This is a genomic window from Cupriavidus oxalaticus (assembly GCF_038900635.1).
GTDB classification, from domain to species: domain Bacteria; phylum Pseudomonadota; class Gammaproteobacteria; order Burkholderiales; family Burkholderiaceae; genus Cupriavidus; species Cupriavidus oxalaticus_B.
The window spans coordinates 56,728-73,010 of record NZ_JAYMRX010000031.1; the positions used below are offsets into that span (position 1 = coordinate 56,728).

Sequence of the window (16,283 nt, forward strand, 5' to 3'; positions counted from 1 at the left end):
TGCGCGCATCAATAGCGGTAGTGATCCGCCTTATACGGGCCTTCCTTCTTCACACCGATATACGCGGCCTGCTGTTCGGTCAGCTCGGTCAGCTGCGCGTTCAGCTTGCGCAGCTGCAGGCGCGCGACCTTCTCGTCCAGGTGCTTGGGCAGCGTGTAGACGCCGACCGGGTACTTGCCGCTGTCGCGTTCCTGCCAGAGCTCGATCTGGGCGATGGTCTGGTTGGCGAACGAGCTGCTCATCACGTACGACGGGTGGCCGGTGGCGCAGCCCAGGTTCACCAGGCGGCCCTTGGCCAGGATGATCAGCTTCTTGCCGTCGGGGAACTTGACGTGATCGACCTGCGGCTTGATCTCGTCCCACTCGTACTTCTCGATCGAGGCGATGTCGATCTCGTTGTCGAAGTGGCCGATATTGCAGACGATGGCCTGGTCCTTCATCCGGGCCATATGGTCATGGGTGATGACGTGGTAGTTGCCGGTGCAGGTGACGAAGATATCGCCATGCTCGGCAGCGTAGTCCATGGTCACCACGCGGTAGCCTTCCATCGCGGCCTGCAGCGCACAGATCGGGTCGATCTCGGTCACCCACACCTGCGCCGACAGCGCGCGCAGCGCCTGCGCGCTGCCCTTGCCCACGTCGCCGTAGCCGGCCACGATGGCGATCTTGCCAGCGATCATCACGTCGGTGGCGCGCTTGATGCCGTCCACCAGCGATTCGCGGCAGCCGTACAGGTTGTCGAACTTGCTCTTGGTGACGGAGTCGTTGACGTTGATCGCCGGGAAGCGCAGCTCGCCCTTCTGGGCCATCTGGTACAGGCGATGCACGCCGGTGGTGGTTTCCTCGGTCACGCCGCGGATGGCTTCCAGGTTGCGGCTGTACCAGCTCGGGTCGCGGGCCAGCTTTTCCTTGATCGCGGCGAACAGGAAGGTTTCTTCCTCGCTGCCCGGGTTGGCGATCAGCGAAGCGTCCTTCTCGGCCTTGGCGCCCAGGTGCAGCAGCAGCGTGGCGTCGCCGCCGTCGTCGAGGATCATGTTGGGCGTGCCGCCGTCGGCCCAGTCGAAGATGCGGTGCGTGAAGTCCCAGTATTCCTTCAGCGATTCGCCCTTGAAGGCGAACACCGGCGTGCCGCCCGCGGCGATGGCGGCGGCGGCGTGGTCCTGCGTCGAGAAGATATTGCACGAGGCCCAGCGCACGTCGGCGCCCAGCGCCTGGAGCGTCTCGATCAGCACGGCGGTCTGGATCGTCATGTGCAGCGAGCCGGCGATGCGCGCGCCCTTGAGCGGCTGCGCGGCGGCGAATTCATCGCGGATCGCCATCAGGCCGGGCATTTCGGTCTCTGCAATGGCGATTTCCTTGCGGCCCCAGCCGGCCAGGTTGATGTCGGCGACGAGGTAGTCTTGCTTCAGGTCGGTCACGGCGTTCATGTTTCACTCCGGTGAAGAGTGGCACGCAGGTGACGAAATCGGGAAATCGGGCGGCGGCGGCATGGCAGCGGCACATGCGCAGCGGGCGGATAGGTCGACTCGCCTCCGTGCGAACCACGGATCAGCGAGCGCCGTTGAAGACAGTCCGAGCCTGGCGGATGCATGGGGTAGCACATTTTGCCTACCGCATCCGTTGCAACGCTCCTCGGAGTGGCGGTATTGTAGCGTGCCCGGCCGCCTTGCGCACCGGCCCTCCTTGATTTCCTCGCAGATGATTCCAACGCCACCCCGCACCCTGACCATCGCCGGTTCCGATTCCGGCGGCGGCGCCGGCATCCAGGCCGACCTGAAGACTTTCTCCGCGCTGGGATGCTTCGGCATGAGCGCCATCACCGCCATCACCGCGCAGAACACGCTGGGCGTGACCGGCGTGCATGCGATCCCGGCCGACATGGTGGCCGCGCAGATCGACGCGGTGGCCGGCGATATCGGCGTGGACGCGGCCAAGACCGGCATGCTGGGTACCGCCGCCATCGTCGAGGCCGTGGCCGCCGCGGCGGACCGGCACGGCATCCGCAAGCTGGTGGTGGATCCGGTAATGATCTCGACCTCGGGCGCGACGCTGTCCGACGACGCCACCACGCAGGCCATGGTGCGGCTGCTGTTCCCGCGCGCGCTGCTGGTCACGCCCAACCTGCCCGAGGCCTCCTACCTGCTGGGCCGCAAAATCGCGCGCCGCGCCGACATGGAACAGGCCGCCGCCGACCTGATCGCGATGGGCTGCCCGGCCGTGCTGCTCAAGGGCGGCCACCTGGAAGACGATGGCGCGGCCGGCATCGCCGGGGGGCTGGACGACCTGCTGATGCTCAAGAACGGCACCGTGCGTGTGTTCACGCATCCACGCGTCGATACCCGCAACCTGCACGGCACCGGCTGCACGCTGGCGGCGGCGATCGCGTCGCAGCTGGCGCGTGGCGATGCGCTTGAGGACGCGGCGGGCAAGGCGCTGGACTATGTGGCGCAGGCCATCGCGGCCGGTGCGGGATTGCGGCTGGGCAGCGGCAACGGCCCGCTGAACCATGCCTTCGCGCCGCGTGCGCTGGGTTGAGCAGCAGATGCAGAGACTTACCGATATCGATCTGCGCAGCGATCCCGACGCCGCCTTCTTCGTGAAGCATGAAGTCGTCGACGTGGCGTTCGCCACCAAGGCTGGCGAGCTGGTCAGCCGCGAGGGCCCCAACCGCTACCAGTCCGGCGACGCGCTGATCACCAGCCGCACCGGCGACCGCTGGTGCGTGTCGCGCGACCGCTTCGACCCCAAGTACGAAGCCATCCCGCCGCTGGCGCACGGCCAGGACGGCGCCTATCGCAACAAGCCGATCCCGGTGCTGGCGCGAGAGATGCACGAGGCCTTCAGCATCGAACGCAGCGCCGGTGGCGACATGCTGCACGGCAAGCCGGGCGACTGGCTGATGCAATACGCGCCCGGCGACTATGGCATCACCGAGCGCGCGAGGTTTGAACAGGTGTACCGGCCGCTGCAGGACTGAGCGGCCGGGATTTCAGGCAGGAATCAGTTGCCGCCGCTGGACAGCGGCACCAGCTTGAATGCGGCCCGCGCCACGCACACCACGGTGCCGGCCGCATCCTTCACTTCGCCTTCGCAGAAGGCGATGCGCGCGCCGCGGCGCAGGCAGCGCGCTTCCAGCGTCAGCTCGCCACGCGCGGCGGCCAGGAAATGGGTCGACATGTCGATGGTGATCACGCCCGTTTCCGTGGGCGCGTGCGAGCGTGCCGCGCCGCTCAGCGTGAAGTCCAGCGTCGCCATCAGCGTGCCGCCGTGCACGTCGCCGCGGCTGTTCACCAGTTGCGGATGCGCCGGCAGCCGCGTGCGGCAGTAGCCCTCTTCGATAAGCTCCGGCTGCAGGCCGAAATAGCGCATCAGCGGCACGTCGATGCCGAAATAGGGCTTCTCAGGCGTGCCGGGAGCGGCGGGGACGATTTCGGGGAGCTGGGTCGACATGGTGGGCATGCTGGGTGGATGGCGGGGAATGCTGCCCGCCATCATAGCGGCGGGGTCCGTTCCGGTTCCGGCGGCTGGGCGAATGTCGCACAAATCTTGGTCAGGCGTGCGGCTCGCCACTCACAGCGTTTGGCGCATGGCCACGCGCTGCCGCAATCCGGCGGCGCGCTGTGCCGCCAGCGCCTCCGACAGCAACGGGCAAAGCTCGCTGTCCTCCAGCCGCCGAAACCCCAGCGAGGCATAGAACGGCGCATTCCAGGGCAAATGCGCGAACGTGGTCAGGTTCAGCGTTCGCAGGCCACTCGCCCGCGCCCAGCCCTGCACGGTCCCGACCAGCGCGCGCCCGATGCCGCGCCGGCCATGGTCTGGATGGACATCCATTTCATCGAGGTAGCCGCATGCGCGATTGCGGCTGGCGAGCGCGAAGCCGGCGACTTCGCCGCCATGCTCGGCCACCCACAACCGCCCTTCGCGCTGCGCGGCCGCCAGCGCCGAGTCCGGCGTGCTGACCAGGCGCAGCAGCGCCGGCACGTCGCCCTCCGGAAACAGCGCCGCCGCCGCCAGCTCGATCCCGGGCAGGCGCGGCAGGTCATCCGCCTGCGCCAGGCGAATGCACGGGGCGGTCACGGCGCGCTCAGCCGGCCGGGAACAGGCTGACCAGGTGCGCCACCGCGGCCGGCACGTCATCGGCCTCGGTGACGGCGCGCACCACGGCGGCACTGCCGACACCCACGGCGAGCACATCGCGCATATTCGTCGCGTTGACGCCGCCGATGCCGACCAGGGACGGGATCACCGGCTGCATCAGCTTCGCATACGCGCGGAAGCGGCCCATGCCTTGCGGCTGGGTCGGCATCACCTTGGTCGTGGTCGGGAAGATCGCGCCGAGCGCCAGGTAGCTCGGGCGGATCGCCGCGACGCGCAGCATCTCGGCGTAACCGTGCGTGGATACGCCCAGCCGCAGGCCGGAGGCACGGATCGCGTCGAGGTCGGCGTCATCGAGGTCTTCCTGGCCGAGGTGGATGCCGTAGAGGCCGCTCTGTGCGCCATGGGCAGCGTGGTAGTCGATCGCCGCCCGCCAGTGGTCGTTGATGAACAGGCGCGACGACGAGCCCCGCATGGCTCCGGCCGCGCGCGCGATCTCGGCGCGCACCGCGGCAGGATCGTCGGACTTGAAGCGCAGCTGCACCGTCGGCACGTTCAGCGGCGCCAGGCGCTCGATCCATTCGGCGCTCGGCACCACCACGTACAGGCCCAGCGCGGGGCACGATGCGAACGGCTCGACGGCCTGCTCCGGCGCCACCAGCGCAGCATGGCGCACGCGCGGGAAACGGGCGAAGTCAGACGGCCAGTCGGCCGAGCCCGGCTCCCAGGCGCGCGCCAGCACCAACGCGTCATGCGCGGGAAAATGCAGCGACAAACTCGCCAGCAGCACCGCGACGAACGCGGCCGAATGCGGCTGGTCGCAGTCCGCGGCAACCGAGAACACCCAGGTACCCATCGGCGAGCGCACCGTGTCGATCCACTGGCCGCCTTCGCGGTCGGTCTCGATCAGCGTGGCGCCGCTGGCGGCGATGCGAGCGATGACTTCCTCGGTGGCTTCGCCGTCGGACAGCAGCACATCGTGCGCGCCGGGCTGCGCGGGCGCGTCTTCCAGGCGCCAGGCCTGCCACGGCTTGTCGTCGATGCCGAAGGTCTCGCCATAGTGCTCCAGCACTGCCGCGCGCAGCGGACCGTCGCTGGGGGCGTGGACAGGGCGGCGGGTCATGCGCGCTGCTCCCGCTGCTCCGATTGCTCAGAATCCGCATGCCAGAACGGCATGCCGACCACCGGCGTGCTGGCCTGCGCCACTTCGCGCTCGGGCATCGGCCCGGCCAGGTACGCCGTGCGGCCCGCCTCGACTGCCTGCGCGAACGCGCGCGCCATGTTGACCGGGTAGGCGGCCTGCGCCACCGCGGTGTTGAGCAGCACGCCGTCGTAACCCCACTCCAGCACCTGCGCCGCATGCGACGGCAGGCCCAGGCCGGCATCGACGATCAGCGGCGTATCCGGCAGGCGCTCGCGCAGCACGCGCATCGCATGCGGATTCACCGCGCCACGGCCGGTGCCGATCGGCGCGGCCCACGGCATCAGCGCCTGGCAGCCGACGTCGAGCAGCCGGCGGCACAGCACCAGATCCTCGGTGCAGTACGGCAGCACCTTGAAGCCTTCCTTGATCAGGGTCTCCGCCACGGCGGGAAGGTTGAGCGTGTCGGGTTGCAGCGTGTAGTCGTCGCCGATCAGCTCGAGCTTGATCCACGGCGTCTCGAACACCTCGCGCGCCATCATCGCGGTGGTGATGACCTCCTGCGCGGTAAAGCAGCCGGCGGTGTTGGGCAGCACCGGCACGTTCAGCGCCTTGAGCATCTGCCAGAACGCCTGGCCGCCCTCGCCGTCGCCCACCGCGCCCTGGCGGCGCAGCGCAACGGTGATCATGGCCGGCGCGGATGCCTGCACGGCCGCTTCGAGCGTAGCCGGCGACGGATAGCGCGCGGTGCCCAGCAGCAGGCGCGAGCCGAACGACTCGCCATACAGCACGAACGGGTCGCGCAGGGTTTCGGAAGGTTCGAATGTCATGGGGTCAGCCTCCCGTCACGGGTTGCACGAGGTCGATGCGGTCGCCGGCCGCAAGGGGGGTGTTGGCGTGCGCAGCGCGCGGCACGAACTGGCCGTTGACCGCCGCGGCAAAAGGAGGCGCGATCTTCGCCACGACTACCGCGTCCGCCAGCGTGGCGGATTCGGCAAGGGCGAGGGGTCGGCCGTTGAGCAGGATTTCCATGTCAGTCTTGCGTTAATGCAGCAGCCCGGTGCGCGCGTGCAGCGCCGCTGCCGGCGCTTCCGTCACTGCCTCGATCATGCCGGGCCAGCGCAGCGCGGCAGGCACCGCATGAGCGGCAGGATCGCCCTTGAGCAGCGCGCCCACCACCGCGCACGCGGCCTCGGTCACCGCCGGGGCGATCAGGAAGCCGTGGCGGTACAGGCCGTTGACGCGGACCACGCGCGCCTGCTGGTCGACGCGGATCGCCGGCAGGTGGTCGGGCCGCGTGGGGCGGCGCTGCACGTTCAGTTCCAGCACGCGCGCCTCGCCGAAAGCGGGGTGCAGCGAATGCGCCGCGGACAGCAGCTCCAGCGCCGAACGCACGCTCATCGGCGAATCGTCCTCGCTTTCCAGTTCGGTCGCGCCGATCACGTACAGGTCGTTGGGCTTGGGAGCAATATAGATCGGGTAGCGCGGGTGCAGCAGCCGCACCGGCCGGTGCAGCTTCACGTCGGGCGCATGCACGCGCACCACTTCGCCGCGCAGCCCGCGCAGTCCGGGCGTGGTGCCTCCGGGCTGCGACGGCCACGCCGCGCGCGCGCCCAGGCCGCGGCAGTCAAGCACCACGTCGGCGCGGATGCCGAGCGTGGGCAGCGTATCGGCTTCCACTTCACCGGCCTCCCAGACGCAATGCACGCCCTCGCTGACCGCGCACGACAGCAGCGCGCGCAGCGCGCCGCGGTTGTCGAGCTGGCCCTCGCCGGCCAGCAGCAGTCCCTGCGGGAAGCGGCCCGCCAGCGCCGGCTCGACCTCGCCCACGCCCTTGCCGTCCAGCGCCCGCAGCCGCTGCGACACCAGTTCGGGCGGCGCCACGGCGCGCATGCGGCTGGTAAACAGCGACATCTCGCCACGGTCGCGCGCATGCCAGACCACCAGCGTGCCGTCCTCCTGGAAGAACACCGGCTCCGGCAACTCGGCCAGCCACGCGCGCCACAGGTCGACGCTGGCGATGCCGAGATCGACGATGCGGCGCTCGGCGATGGCCGATTCCGCCAGCGGCGCCAGCATGGCCGCGGCCACGTAGGCGGCCGAACCCGCGCCGTCCGGCCCGGCGCGCTCCACCAGCGCCACGCGGGCGCCGCTGCGCACCAGTTGCCAGGCAGCCAGGCGGCCGGCAAGTCCGGCCCCGAGGATGGCGACGTCAAACGACTGTACTGCTGTCATGAGGGATGTTGTGCCGGCGCATGGGCATGCGGGCATGCCGCCGCGCCGGCCTCCTTGTTGTCTGGGCCGCCGCGCGGGGCGCTGCGCGGCGGCGGAACATACGCGGGCATGGTTGCGACGCCATGCCCGTACTGCCGTTGCCTTACGAGTAGATCTTGCTGCCCTTCTTCAGGAACTCGATCGACTTTTCTTCCATGCCCTGCTGCGCTTCCTTGGGCAGCGATGCCGCATAGTCGCGTACTTCCTGCGTGATCTTCATCGAGCAGAACTTCGGCCCGCACATCGAGCAGAAGTGGGCGATCTTGGCGCCTTCGGCCGGCAGCGTGGCGTCGTGGTACGAGCGCGCGCGTTCCGGGTCCAGGCCAAGGTTGAACTGGTCTTCCCAGCGGAACTCGAAGCGTGCCTTGGACAGCGCGTTGTCGCGCAGCTGCGCGCCCGGCCAGCCCTTGGCAAGGTCCGCGGCGTGGGCGGCGATCTTGTAGGTGATGATGCCTTCGCGCACGTCTTCCTTGTCCGGCAGGCCCAGGTGCTCCTTGGGCGTGACGTAGCACAGCATGGCCGTACCCATCCAGCCGATATTGGCCGCGCCAATGCCGCTGGTGATGTGGTCGTAGCCGGGGGCGATGTCGGTCACCAGCGGTCCCAGGGTATAGAACGGCGCCTCGTAGCAATGCTTGAGTTCTTCGTCCATGTTGGCCTGGATGCGCTGCAGCGGCACGTGGCCCGGGCCTTCGATCATCACCTGCACGTCGTGCTTCCATGCCTTGGCGGTCAGTTCGCCGAGCGTGCGCAGCTCGCCGAACTGGGCATCGTCGTTGGAGTCGGCGATGCAGCCCGGACGCAGACCGTCGCCGAGGCTGAACGACACGTCGTACGCCTTCATGATCTCGCAGATCTCGTCGAAGTGCGTGTACAGGAAGTTTTCCTTGTGGTGCGCCAGGCACCACTTGGCCATGATCGAACCGCCGCGCGAGACGATGCCGGTAACGCGGTCGGCGGTCAGCGGCACGTAGCGCAGCAGCACGCCGGCGTGGATGGTGAAGTAGTCCACGCCCTGCTCCGCCTGCTCGATCAGCGTGTCGCGGAACATCTCCCAGGTCAGGTCCTCGGCGATGCCGCCGGTCTTGTCCAGCGCCTGGTAGATCGGCACCGTGCCGATGGGCACCGGCGAGTTGCGCAGGATCCATTCACGGGTTTCGTGGATATGCTTGCCCGTGGACAGGTCCATGATGGTGTCGGCGCCCCAGCGGATCGACCACACCATCTTTTCCACTTCCTCGGCCAGCGACGAGGTCACCGCGGAGTTGCCGAGGTTGCCGTTGATCTTGACGCGGAAATTGCGCCCGATCGCCATCGGCTCCAGCTCGGTGTGGTTGATGTTGGCGGGAATGATCGCGCGGCCCGAGGCGATTTCTTGGCGCACGAATTCCGGCGTCATGTCTTCCGGACGCAGCGGCAGGCCGGCGCCCAACGCATTGCCGGGGTGCTGGCGCAGCAGCGCCTTGTATTCGGGCTTGTCGTACAGTGCCTGCAGGTTCAGCGACTCGCGCAGCGCCACGTATTCCATTTCCGGCGTGATGATGCCGCGGCGCGCATAGTGCATCTGCGACACGTTGGCACCGGCCTTGGCGCGGCGCGGGTTGGTCAGCTGGGCAAAGCGCAGGTGCGCGGTGGCCGGGTCGTTGGCGCGGTCGCGGCCGTATTCCGACGACAGGCCAGGCAGCACTTCGGTGTCGCCGCGCTCTTCGATCCACTTGGTGCGCACCGGCGGCAGGCCGGCCTTCAGGTCGATATGCACATCCGGGTCGCTGTACGGGCCCGAGGTGTCGTAGACCGGGATCGGCGGGTTGGGCATGTCGCCCTTCTCGGTGCGCGTGGACGTCTGCAGGATGGTGCGCAGCGGTACGCGGATATCCGGACGGCTGCCGGTCAGGTAGGTTTTGCTGGAAGCCGGATAGGCGAATTTCTGGTCGAGGTCGCTCTCGAGCGATTCGAAGGAAGCAGCGGGGGCAGTACGGGCCATGGGTGTCGTCCTCTCTCTCTTGCGGGGTGGACGAAACCAGGAGCCCTGTGAGCGCCGCCTGGGCTTGTGGCCGGAGGGGCGAGTCCCGGAGGGACTAGAGGCTTGGTCTTGCTGAAACTTCCCACGCCGGTACTAACCGGATCGGGTTCGAAGGGACTCTCTCAGCCGCACGGCCCATCCGTACGGCACCCCTGTTTCATCCAACGGGGTGAATTTAAGCACAGAGCCCCGGTGGGCGCCAGTGCCAGTTCCCTATGGTTTGTGGTGCCACACCTGTGCGCAGAGGTATCGAATCGCGCATGGTGCAGCGCAAAAATCCGCGTCAAGCGGACGACCCCGCACTCAAACGCGTGTCACGTGCTCTACCATGCAAGCAAACGGCAAGCATCGAACCGATCCAGGAGACATCTCATCATGACCGACGCCGCCACGCATCGCGTCTTCAACCAGGTGCCGGATCTTGCGCACTACAACCTCTTTGGCAGCGATCCCCTCCTCCGCGCCTCGCTGGAACGGCTTGGCGGCGGCTGGCACGCCGAAGCGCTGGGGCAGTTCGGCGCGCGGCTGGGCGAGCCGGAAGTGCAGCAATGGGCGGCCGACGCCAACCGCCATACGCCCGAGCTGCACACCCACAGCCGCACCGGCGAGCGCATCGATTCCGTGGAATTCCACCCGAGCTGGCACGCGCTGCTGTCGCTGCTGCGCAGCCAGCAATTGCAGGCCCTGCCCTTCGCGCAGCCGCGCGCGGGGGCGTGGAGCGCGCGTACCGCGGGCTACTTCCTGCAGGCGCAGGTGGAGTCGGGCTCGCTGTGCCCGACCACGATGACGCTCGCCAGCATTCCGGTGCTGCGCAAGGAAACCGCGCTGTTCGCCGAGCTGGAGCCGCGCCTGTACGCGAGCGAGCATGATGCGCGCGACCTGCCCTGGCGCGACAAGACCGCGATCATGATCGGCATGGGCATGACGGAGAAACAGGGCGGCTCGGACGTGCGCGCCAACACCACCGTGGCGCGCGCCGTGCGCGGCGAAGGCCGCGGCGCGGAATACGCGCTGACCGGGCACAAATGGTTCTTCTCGGCGCCGATGTGCGACGCGCACCTCGTGGTGGCGCGCATGGGCGCCGAAGACGGCCCGCTGTCGTGCTTCTTCGTGCCGCGCTTCCGCGACGACGGCAGCAAGAATCCGATCCAGATCCAGCGCCTGAAGGACAAGCTCGGCAACCGCTCCAACTCCAGCAGCGAGGTCGAGTTCCGCGACGCCACCGGCATCCTGATCGGCGAGGAAGGACGCGGCATCCCCACCATCATCGAGATGGCGACCAATACGCGGCTCGACTGCGTGATCGGCAGCTCGGCCATCCTGCGCGCGGCCTTCGTGCAGGCGCTGCACCATACGCGCCACCGCAGCGCTTTCGGCCGCCTGCTGGCCGACCAGCCGCTGATGCGCAATGTGCTGGCGGACCTGGCGCTGGAATCCGAAGCCGCCACGCTGCTGATGATGGAACTGGGCCACGCTTTCGAGCACGCCGAGGGCGACAACCCCGACCCGCTCGCCGCCGCGTGGAAGCGCGTGGTCACGCCCGCGGCCAAGTTCTGGATCTGCAAGCGCGCCATCGAGGCCACCGGCGAGGCGATGGAAGTCTGGGGCGGCAACGGCTACGTGGAAGAAAGCCCGATGGCGCGGCTGTACCGCGAGGCGCCGGTCAACTCGATCTGGGAAGGCTCGGGCAACATCATGTGCCTGGACGTGCTGCGCGCGATCCAGCGCAACCCCGACGACGCCGCGCGCCTGCTGCAGGACCTGCAGCGCCGCGCCGGCGGCCATCCCGCGGTGCGCGCGGAACTGGCGTCGCTGCAGGCACTGCTGCGCGAGGCGCCGGAGCACCTGGAAGCCAACGCGCGCCGCTTTGCGCAGGGCCTGGTGCTGACCACGCAGGCGGCGCTGATGCTGGCGCATGCCGATGCGGAAAATGCGGAGCTGTTCGTCGCCAGCCGGCTCGGGCGCCAGCACGGGCGCGTGTTCGGCACGCTGGATGCGGAGGCCGGCTTGCTGCAGCGCGTGGCATCACGCGGCTTCGAAGGCTAGCCGCGCGGACCCAGCGCTTGCGTCACGCCTCCATCGACTCCAGCACGCGCAGCATCACCCGCGGCGCGTAGCGGATCAGGTCATGCGCGCGTTCGCCGATCATGATGGCGGGCGCGTTGGTATTGCCGCCGACCAGCGTCGGCATGACCGAGGCGTCGACCACGCGCAGCCCTTCCACGCCGCGCACGCGCAACTGCGGGTCGACCACCGCCATCGCGTCCATGCCCATGCGGCAAGTGCCGACCGGGTGGTAGATGGTGTCGGCATGCGTGCGGATCATCTCGCGCACGTCGGCATCGTCGCTGCCATCGGCACGCAGGTGCGCGGAGTACAGCTCGCGTCCGCCGAAGCTGGCCAGCTGCGGCTGCGCGAAGATCCGGCGCACGATGCGCACGCCGGCGACCATGTCGTCGAGGTCGCGCACATCGCTGAGGTAGCGCGGGTCGATCAGCGGCGCCTCGCGGATATCGGCCGATGCCAGCCGCACCTCGCCGCGGCTGCGCGGACGCAGCACGCACACGTGGCAGGAATAGCCGTGGCCGAAGTTCAGCCGCCGCATGTGGTTGTCGGCCATGCCGACGACGAAATGCAGCTGCAGGTCGGGCTCGGCCAGTTCGGGACGGCTGCGGATAAAGCCGCCAGCCTCGGCAAAGTTGCTCGACAGCATGCCGGTGCGTTCCCGCCGGTAGCGCAGGATTTCCGACAGCAGGGTCATGAAGCCGCTGAACGACACGCCGAACAACTCGGGTGCCGCGACGCGCTTGTGCAGGATGACGTCGAGATGGTCCTGCAGGTTGGCGCCCACGCCGGGCAGGTCGTGGACCACGTCGATGCCAAGCTCGCGCAGCTGCGCCGCCGGCCCTACGCCCGACACCATCAGCAATTGCGGCGAGCCGAAGGAGCCGGCGCAGACGATCACGTCGCGCCGTGCGCGCAGGAGTTGCTGGCGGCCGTCGCGCACGACCAGCACGCCGGCCGCATGGCGGCCTTCGAACACGATGCGCAGCGCCTGCGTGCCGGTCAGCACCTGCAGGCGCGCGCGTCCGCCGTTGCAGGCCTTGTCGCGCGTATTGCCGCCGTGCAGGTAGGCGCGCGCCGCGTTCCAGCGCTCGCCCGCATGCTGCGTGACCTGGTACCAGCCCACGCCCTCCTGCTCTTCGCCGTTGAAGTCGTCGTTGCGCAGGTAGCCCGCCTGCTGCGCCGCCTCGATAAAGCGCTCGGCGAAAGGATTGGGCGTGCGCAGGTCCGACACATGGAGCGGGCCATTGCCGCCGTGCAGCGGGTCGTCGTCGCTGCCGGCCAGGCGTTCATTGCATTCCGCGCGGCGGAAATATGGCAGCACGTCGTCCCATGACCAGCCGTCGCAGCCGGCGGCGGCCCAGTCATCATAGTCGGCGGGCCGTCCGCGCGTGTAGATCATCGCGTTGATCGACGAGGAGCCGCCCAGCCCGCGCCCGCGCGGCTGGTAGCCGCGGCGGCCGTTCAGTCCCGGCTGCGGCACGGTTTCGTAGGCGTAGTTGCGTGCGCCGGCGCGCGGCAGCATGGCGGCGCACGCGGCGGGTGTGCGTACCAGCACATGGTGGTCGTGCTGGCCGGCCTCGACCAGGGCGATGGTGTCGTCCCCGCTGTCGGCCAGCCGTCCGGCCAGCGCACAGCCCGCCGATCCCGCGCCGACAATGACGTAGTCGTAGGTGGTTTCCATCTGTCTCCCCGCGTGCCCGCAGGCGGCGCGCGTGAGCCGGGCGCCGCGCCGGCCGCGCGTGCCTTGTCCGTCCGGCGGATGGCAAGCTGTGAGATTCAGTGTAGGCGCTAGCCGGAACGGAGGTGAAGGGCGGCGGGCGGCGGGCGTCGTGCGTTTGAAATGCGAGCTTGCATGATCCCTCCATTGCCTCGGCCGGCATGCTGGCTTATCTTGCGCGGGAATGCGCTGGAATGCGCAGCAAATGCGACGCGATCGTGGGACAACCACCCGCAACCGCGCCGGATCCCCGGCAAGCCACCTTGCCGGCCCAACCGCCAGGAGCGCCACCGATGCGTGAAGTCCCCGATATCCCGTCCGTGTTTGGCGCGATGCACGCCGCCTCGCGGCGTGACCAGTTGCCGCCGTGGACGGTGCGGGCCGACCGGCTGGAGCGCCTGCGCCGCCTGCTGACCGAGAACCACGAACGCATCGCCCAGGCCATCCACGACGACTTCGGCAACCGGCCGCGCCAGGAAACCGCGCTGCTGGAAATGTTCCCGAGCCTGGCCGCGATCGACGACGGCCTGCGCCATGGCAAGCGCTGGATGCGCGAGCGCCGCGTTGCCACCGGCTTCTGGTTCCGCCCCGGCCGCTCGCGATTGCTGCCGCAGCCGCTGGGCGTGGTCGGCATCGTGGTGCCGTGGAACTACCCGCTGTACCTGACGGTGGGGCCGCTCGCCGGGGTGCTGGCAGCTGGCAACCGTGCCATGGTCAAGCTTTCGGAATACACGCCGCGCTTTGCCGCGCTGTTCGCCGAACTGGTGCAGGCGGAGTTTGCGCCGGACGAGATCGTGATCGTCAACGGCGACGCCGAGGTTGCCAGCGCCTTCAGCGCACTGCCGTTCGACCATCTGCTGTTCACCGGCTCCACCGCGGTCGGCCACCATGTGATGCGCGCGGCCGCGGCCAACCTCACGCCGGTCACGCTGGAACTGGGCGGCAAGTCGCCCGCCATCGTCGGGCCGGGCGCGGACCTGGGGCGCGCGGTGGAGCGCATTCTGGTAGGCAAGCTGATGAATGCCGGCCAGACCTGCATCGCGCCGGACTATGTGCTGGTGCCCGATGATTTGCGCGAGCCGCTGGTGCAGGCAATGCGCGCGTGCGTGGGCCGCCTCTACCCGGACCTTGCGCGCAATCCCGACTACACCAGCATCATCAGCGCGCGCCATTTCGCGCGATTGCAAGGATTGGTCGACGATGCTGCGGCGCAAGGCGCGCGCGTGGTGCCGCTATCGGAAACCGGCCACGACGCGGCCGCGCGGCGCATGACGCCGACGCTGCTGCTGGACGTGCCGGAAAGCGCCACGGCGATGCGCGAGGAAATCTTCGGGCCGGTGCTGCCTGTGGTGACGTACCAGACCATTGACCAGGCGCTCGACTACATCAACGCCCGGCCCCGGCCGCTCGCGCTGTATCTGTTCGAACGCGACCGCCACACCATCGGCCATGTGATGCGCCAGACCGTTGCCGGCGGCGTCACCGTCAACGACACGCTGTTCCACATCGCGCAGGACAACCTGCCGTTCGGGGGCGTCGGGGCCAGCGGCATGGGTGTCTACCACGGCAAGGCGGGCTTCGAGACCTTCTCCAAGCTCAAGCCGGTGTTCCACCAGGCCGGCCTGAACGGCGCCGGCCTGCTCAAGCCGCCTTACGGCAAGACCTTCGCATCGATGCTGAAACTGCTGCTGCGCTGAGGTCCGCCGCTCACGACAGCAGCATCGGCCGCCCGAGCATGCGCGCCAGCACGGCCTCGGGCGAGTGGGTGTGATCGGAAATCGCCTGCGGCTCGAGGTAGATGGTCTGCTCCATCATCGCGCGCCCGCGCATGGCGGCGTGCAGCAGCTGGTCGCTGAATACGATCCAGGTCGAGCCGGGCGGGAAGTGGAATTCCTGCTGCGGCACGTCGCGCTGGTAGTCCAGGTCGGCCTTGGCCAGGTCGTGCAGCTGCAGCATGCGGTGGTCGTATTCCGAGCGCTTGCGCTTGGTGATATGCAGCAGCTTCATCAGCGCCGCCTGGCCTGGCCACATGCCGTGGGTCTTCGGGACAAATTTCTGCGCGAAATCGCCGAACGGCTCGCCCACGCGCCACACGCGCGGCGATGCCGGGTCGATGTTGTGGAACACGCGCAGCAGGCGCTTGCCCAGCATCGGGTTGGACGGGAAGGAATCGACGTGCAGGCGGGTGTCGTCCTTGCGCCAGCTGACCGGCCGGCCGGCGATCTCGCTGGGGCGCAGCGAGGTGCCGGCGCGGGTCATGTGCGGGATGTATTCCGGGAACAGCGTGCGGATCAGCGACTCGCTGCTGTCGGCATAGCGGCGGATCAGCTTGTACAGGTCGGACAGGTCTTGTTGGGTGCCCTGCGCGCCGCGCACCGCGGTGTCGCCGGCGCGCAGGTTGATGTTCTTGGATTTGCCGTCGGAATAGCGGGCGTCGAGGAAGCGTTCCTCGCCGGGTTCGAAGTGGAACTTCAGGCTGGGGAAGTACAGTACCGCGCCTTGCTCCAGCTCGCGGCGCAGGGTGGCTCGTTCCTCGGCGGTGACCTGCGGGGCCCAGGTGGTGTAGGGCTGCGGGCGGATCAGGTCGAGGTTGCCGGTGGCGGCGGATATGCTCGGCGCGGCGGCACGGCTAAGTGCTGGTGCTTCAGGCATGGCGATCCTCTGGGGATGATCCCCCGTGAAGGAATTTGTGGTCCCGGCTGGGGGGTGCGGGACGTTGGATAGCTGGGATTTTACTCTCCTGCGGATGGGGGTGGAGTTTGAGGCGCAGGAGTGGAGGTCGGCTGCTTGAAGCGTTGTTGTGGCTATTGATGACATGCTGTCGGCCGTTGAACCGCTGGGTTCCGCCCTCCTGGGCGGGTAACTTTTTGTCCGTGTCAAGTCCTGACATAGGTTGACAGGTTTTGGTAGCGCCATTCGGCGGCTAGCGCCCGGTGGAAACAGACGCCCGATGAACATCATCGGGC

14 protein-coding genes and 2 riboswitches are annotated in these 16,283 nt (G+C 68.6%); of the genes, 4 read left to right on the forward strand and 10 right to left on the reverse strand.

All coding sequences use genetic code 11. The features are described from left to right. Positions 1-8: 8 nt before the first annotated feature. Positions 9-1,427, reverse strand: a complete 1,419-nt coding sequence (gene ahcY / locus VSR71_RS31210) for an adenosylhomocysteinase (RefSeq protein ID WP_342917425.1) — start codon at positions 1,425-1,427, stop codon at positions 9-11. Between the two features lie 119 nt (positions 1,428-1,546). Next, positions 1,547-1,640: riboswitch (S-adenosyl-L-homocysteine riboswitch) on the reverse strand. Between the two features lie 58 nt (positions 1,641-1,698). Here ahcY and thiD point away from each other — a divergent pair. Next, on the forward strand, positions 1,699-2,535 hold the full coding sequence (gene thiD, locus VSR71_RS31215) for a bifunctional hydroxymethylpyrimidine kinase/phosphomethylpyrimidine kinase (RefSeq protein ID WP_342917426.1): 837 nt from the start codon (positions 1,699-1,701) through the stop codon (positions 2,533-2,535). Between the two features lie 7 nt (positions 2,536-2,542). After that, complete coding sequence (locus VSR71_RS31220; RefSeq protein ID WP_342917427.1) at positions 2,543-2,977, forward strand: PGDYG domain-containing protein; 435 nt, start codon at positions 2,543-2,545, stop codon at positions 2,975-2,977. Positions 2,978-3,000: 23 nt separating this feature from the next. On the opposite strand, the gene VSR71_RS31225 is transcribed toward VSR71_RS31220, so the two are convergent. The 7 genes from VSR71_RS31225 to thiC all read right to left on the reverse strand — a co-directional run bounded on the left by VSR71_RS31225 (position 3,001) and on the right by thiC (position 9,494). Next, a complete protein-coding gene (locus tag VSR71_RS31225) occupies positions 3,001-3,450 on the reverse strand; it encodes a PaaI family thioesterase (protein ID WP_209763670.1) in 450 nt (149 codons plus the stop codon). Between the two features lie 120 nt (positions 3,451-3,570). Then, positions 3,571-4,077: a GNAT family N-acetyltransferase gene (locus VSR71_RS31230; protein WP_342917428.1), complete on the reverse strand. Its 507-nt coding sequence runs from the start codon at positions 4,075-4,077 to the stop codon at positions 3,571-3,573. Positions 4,078-4,084: 7 nt separating this feature from the next. Next, positions 4,085-5,218: a thiamine phosphate synthase gene (locus VSR71_RS31235; protein WP_342917429.1), complete on the reverse strand. Its 1,134-nt coding sequence runs from the start codon at positions 5,216-5,218 to the stop codon at positions 4,085-4,087. Beyond that, entirely contained in the window at positions 5,215-6,066 is an 852-nt protein-coding gene (locus VSR71_RS31240) for a thiazole synthase (protein WP_342917430.1), read from the reverse strand. Before VSR71_RS31240 ends, VSR71_RS31235 begins: the two co-directional genes overlap by 4 nt. A gap of 4 nt (positions 6,067-6,070) precedes the next feature. Continuing rightward, a complete protein-coding gene (gene thiS / locus VSR71_RS31245; RefSeq protein ID WP_029047356.1) occupies positions 6,071-6,268 on the reverse strand; it encodes a sulfur carrier protein ThiS in 198 nt (65 codons plus the stop codon). A 12-nt stretch (positions 6,269-6,280) separates the two neighbouring features. Beyond that, on the reverse strand, positions 6,281-7,471 hold the full coding sequence (locus VSR71_RS31250) for an FAD-dependent oxidoreductase (protein ID WP_342917431.1): 1,191 nt from the start codon (positions 7,469-7,471) through the stop codon (positions 6,281-6,283). A 142-nt stretch (positions 7,472-7,613) separates the two neighbouring features. Beyond that, positions 7,614-9,494 (reverse strand): phosphomethylpyrimidine synthase ThiC, encoded by a 1,881-nt coding sequence (gene thiC, locus VSR71_RS31255; protein ID WP_342917432.1) that lies wholly within the window; start codon positions 9,492-9,494, stop codon positions 7,614-7,616. Positions 9,495-9,595: 101 nt separating this feature from the next. Beyond that, positions 9,596-9,697, reverse strand: a riboswitch (TPP riboswitch). Between the two features lie 211 nt (positions 9,698-9,908). On the opposite strand from thiC, the gene VSR71_RS31260 reads away from it, so the two are divergent. Further along, a complete protein-coding gene (locus VSR71_RS31260; protein ID WP_342917433.1) occupies positions 9,909-11,579 on the forward strand; it encodes an acyl-CoA dehydrogenase family protein in 1,671 nt (556 codons plus the stop codon). 22 nt (positions 11,580-11,601) lie between these two features. Here VSR71_RS31260 and VSR71_RS31265 read toward each other — a convergent pair whose 3' ends face one another. Then, positions 11,602-13,281, reverse strand: a complete 1,680-nt coding sequence (locus VSR71_RS31265) for a GMC family oxidoreductase (protein ID WP_342917434.1) — start codon at positions 13,279-13,281, stop codon at positions 11,602-11,604. 329 nt (positions 13,282-13,610) lie between these two features. On the opposite strand from VSR71_RS31265, the gene VSR71_RS31270 reads away from it, so the two are divergent. Continuing rightward, positions 13,611-15,014 carry a coniferyl aldehyde dehydrogenase gene (locus VSR71_RS31270; RefSeq protein WP_342917435.1) on the forward strand — a complete coding sequence of 468 codons (1,404 nt, stop codon included), beginning with the start codon at positions 13,611-13,613 and terminating at the stop codon, positions 15,012-15,014. Positions 15,015-15,024: 10 nt separating this feature from the next. Here VSR71_RS31270 and VSR71_RS31275 read toward each other — a convergent pair whose 3' ends face one another. Continuing rightward, entirely contained in the window at positions 15,025-15,969 is a 945-nt protein-coding gene (locus VSR71_RS31275) for a Kdo hydroxylase family protein (RefSeq protein ID WP_342917436.1), read from the reverse strand. Positions 15,970-16,283 lie beyond the last annotated feature (314 nt).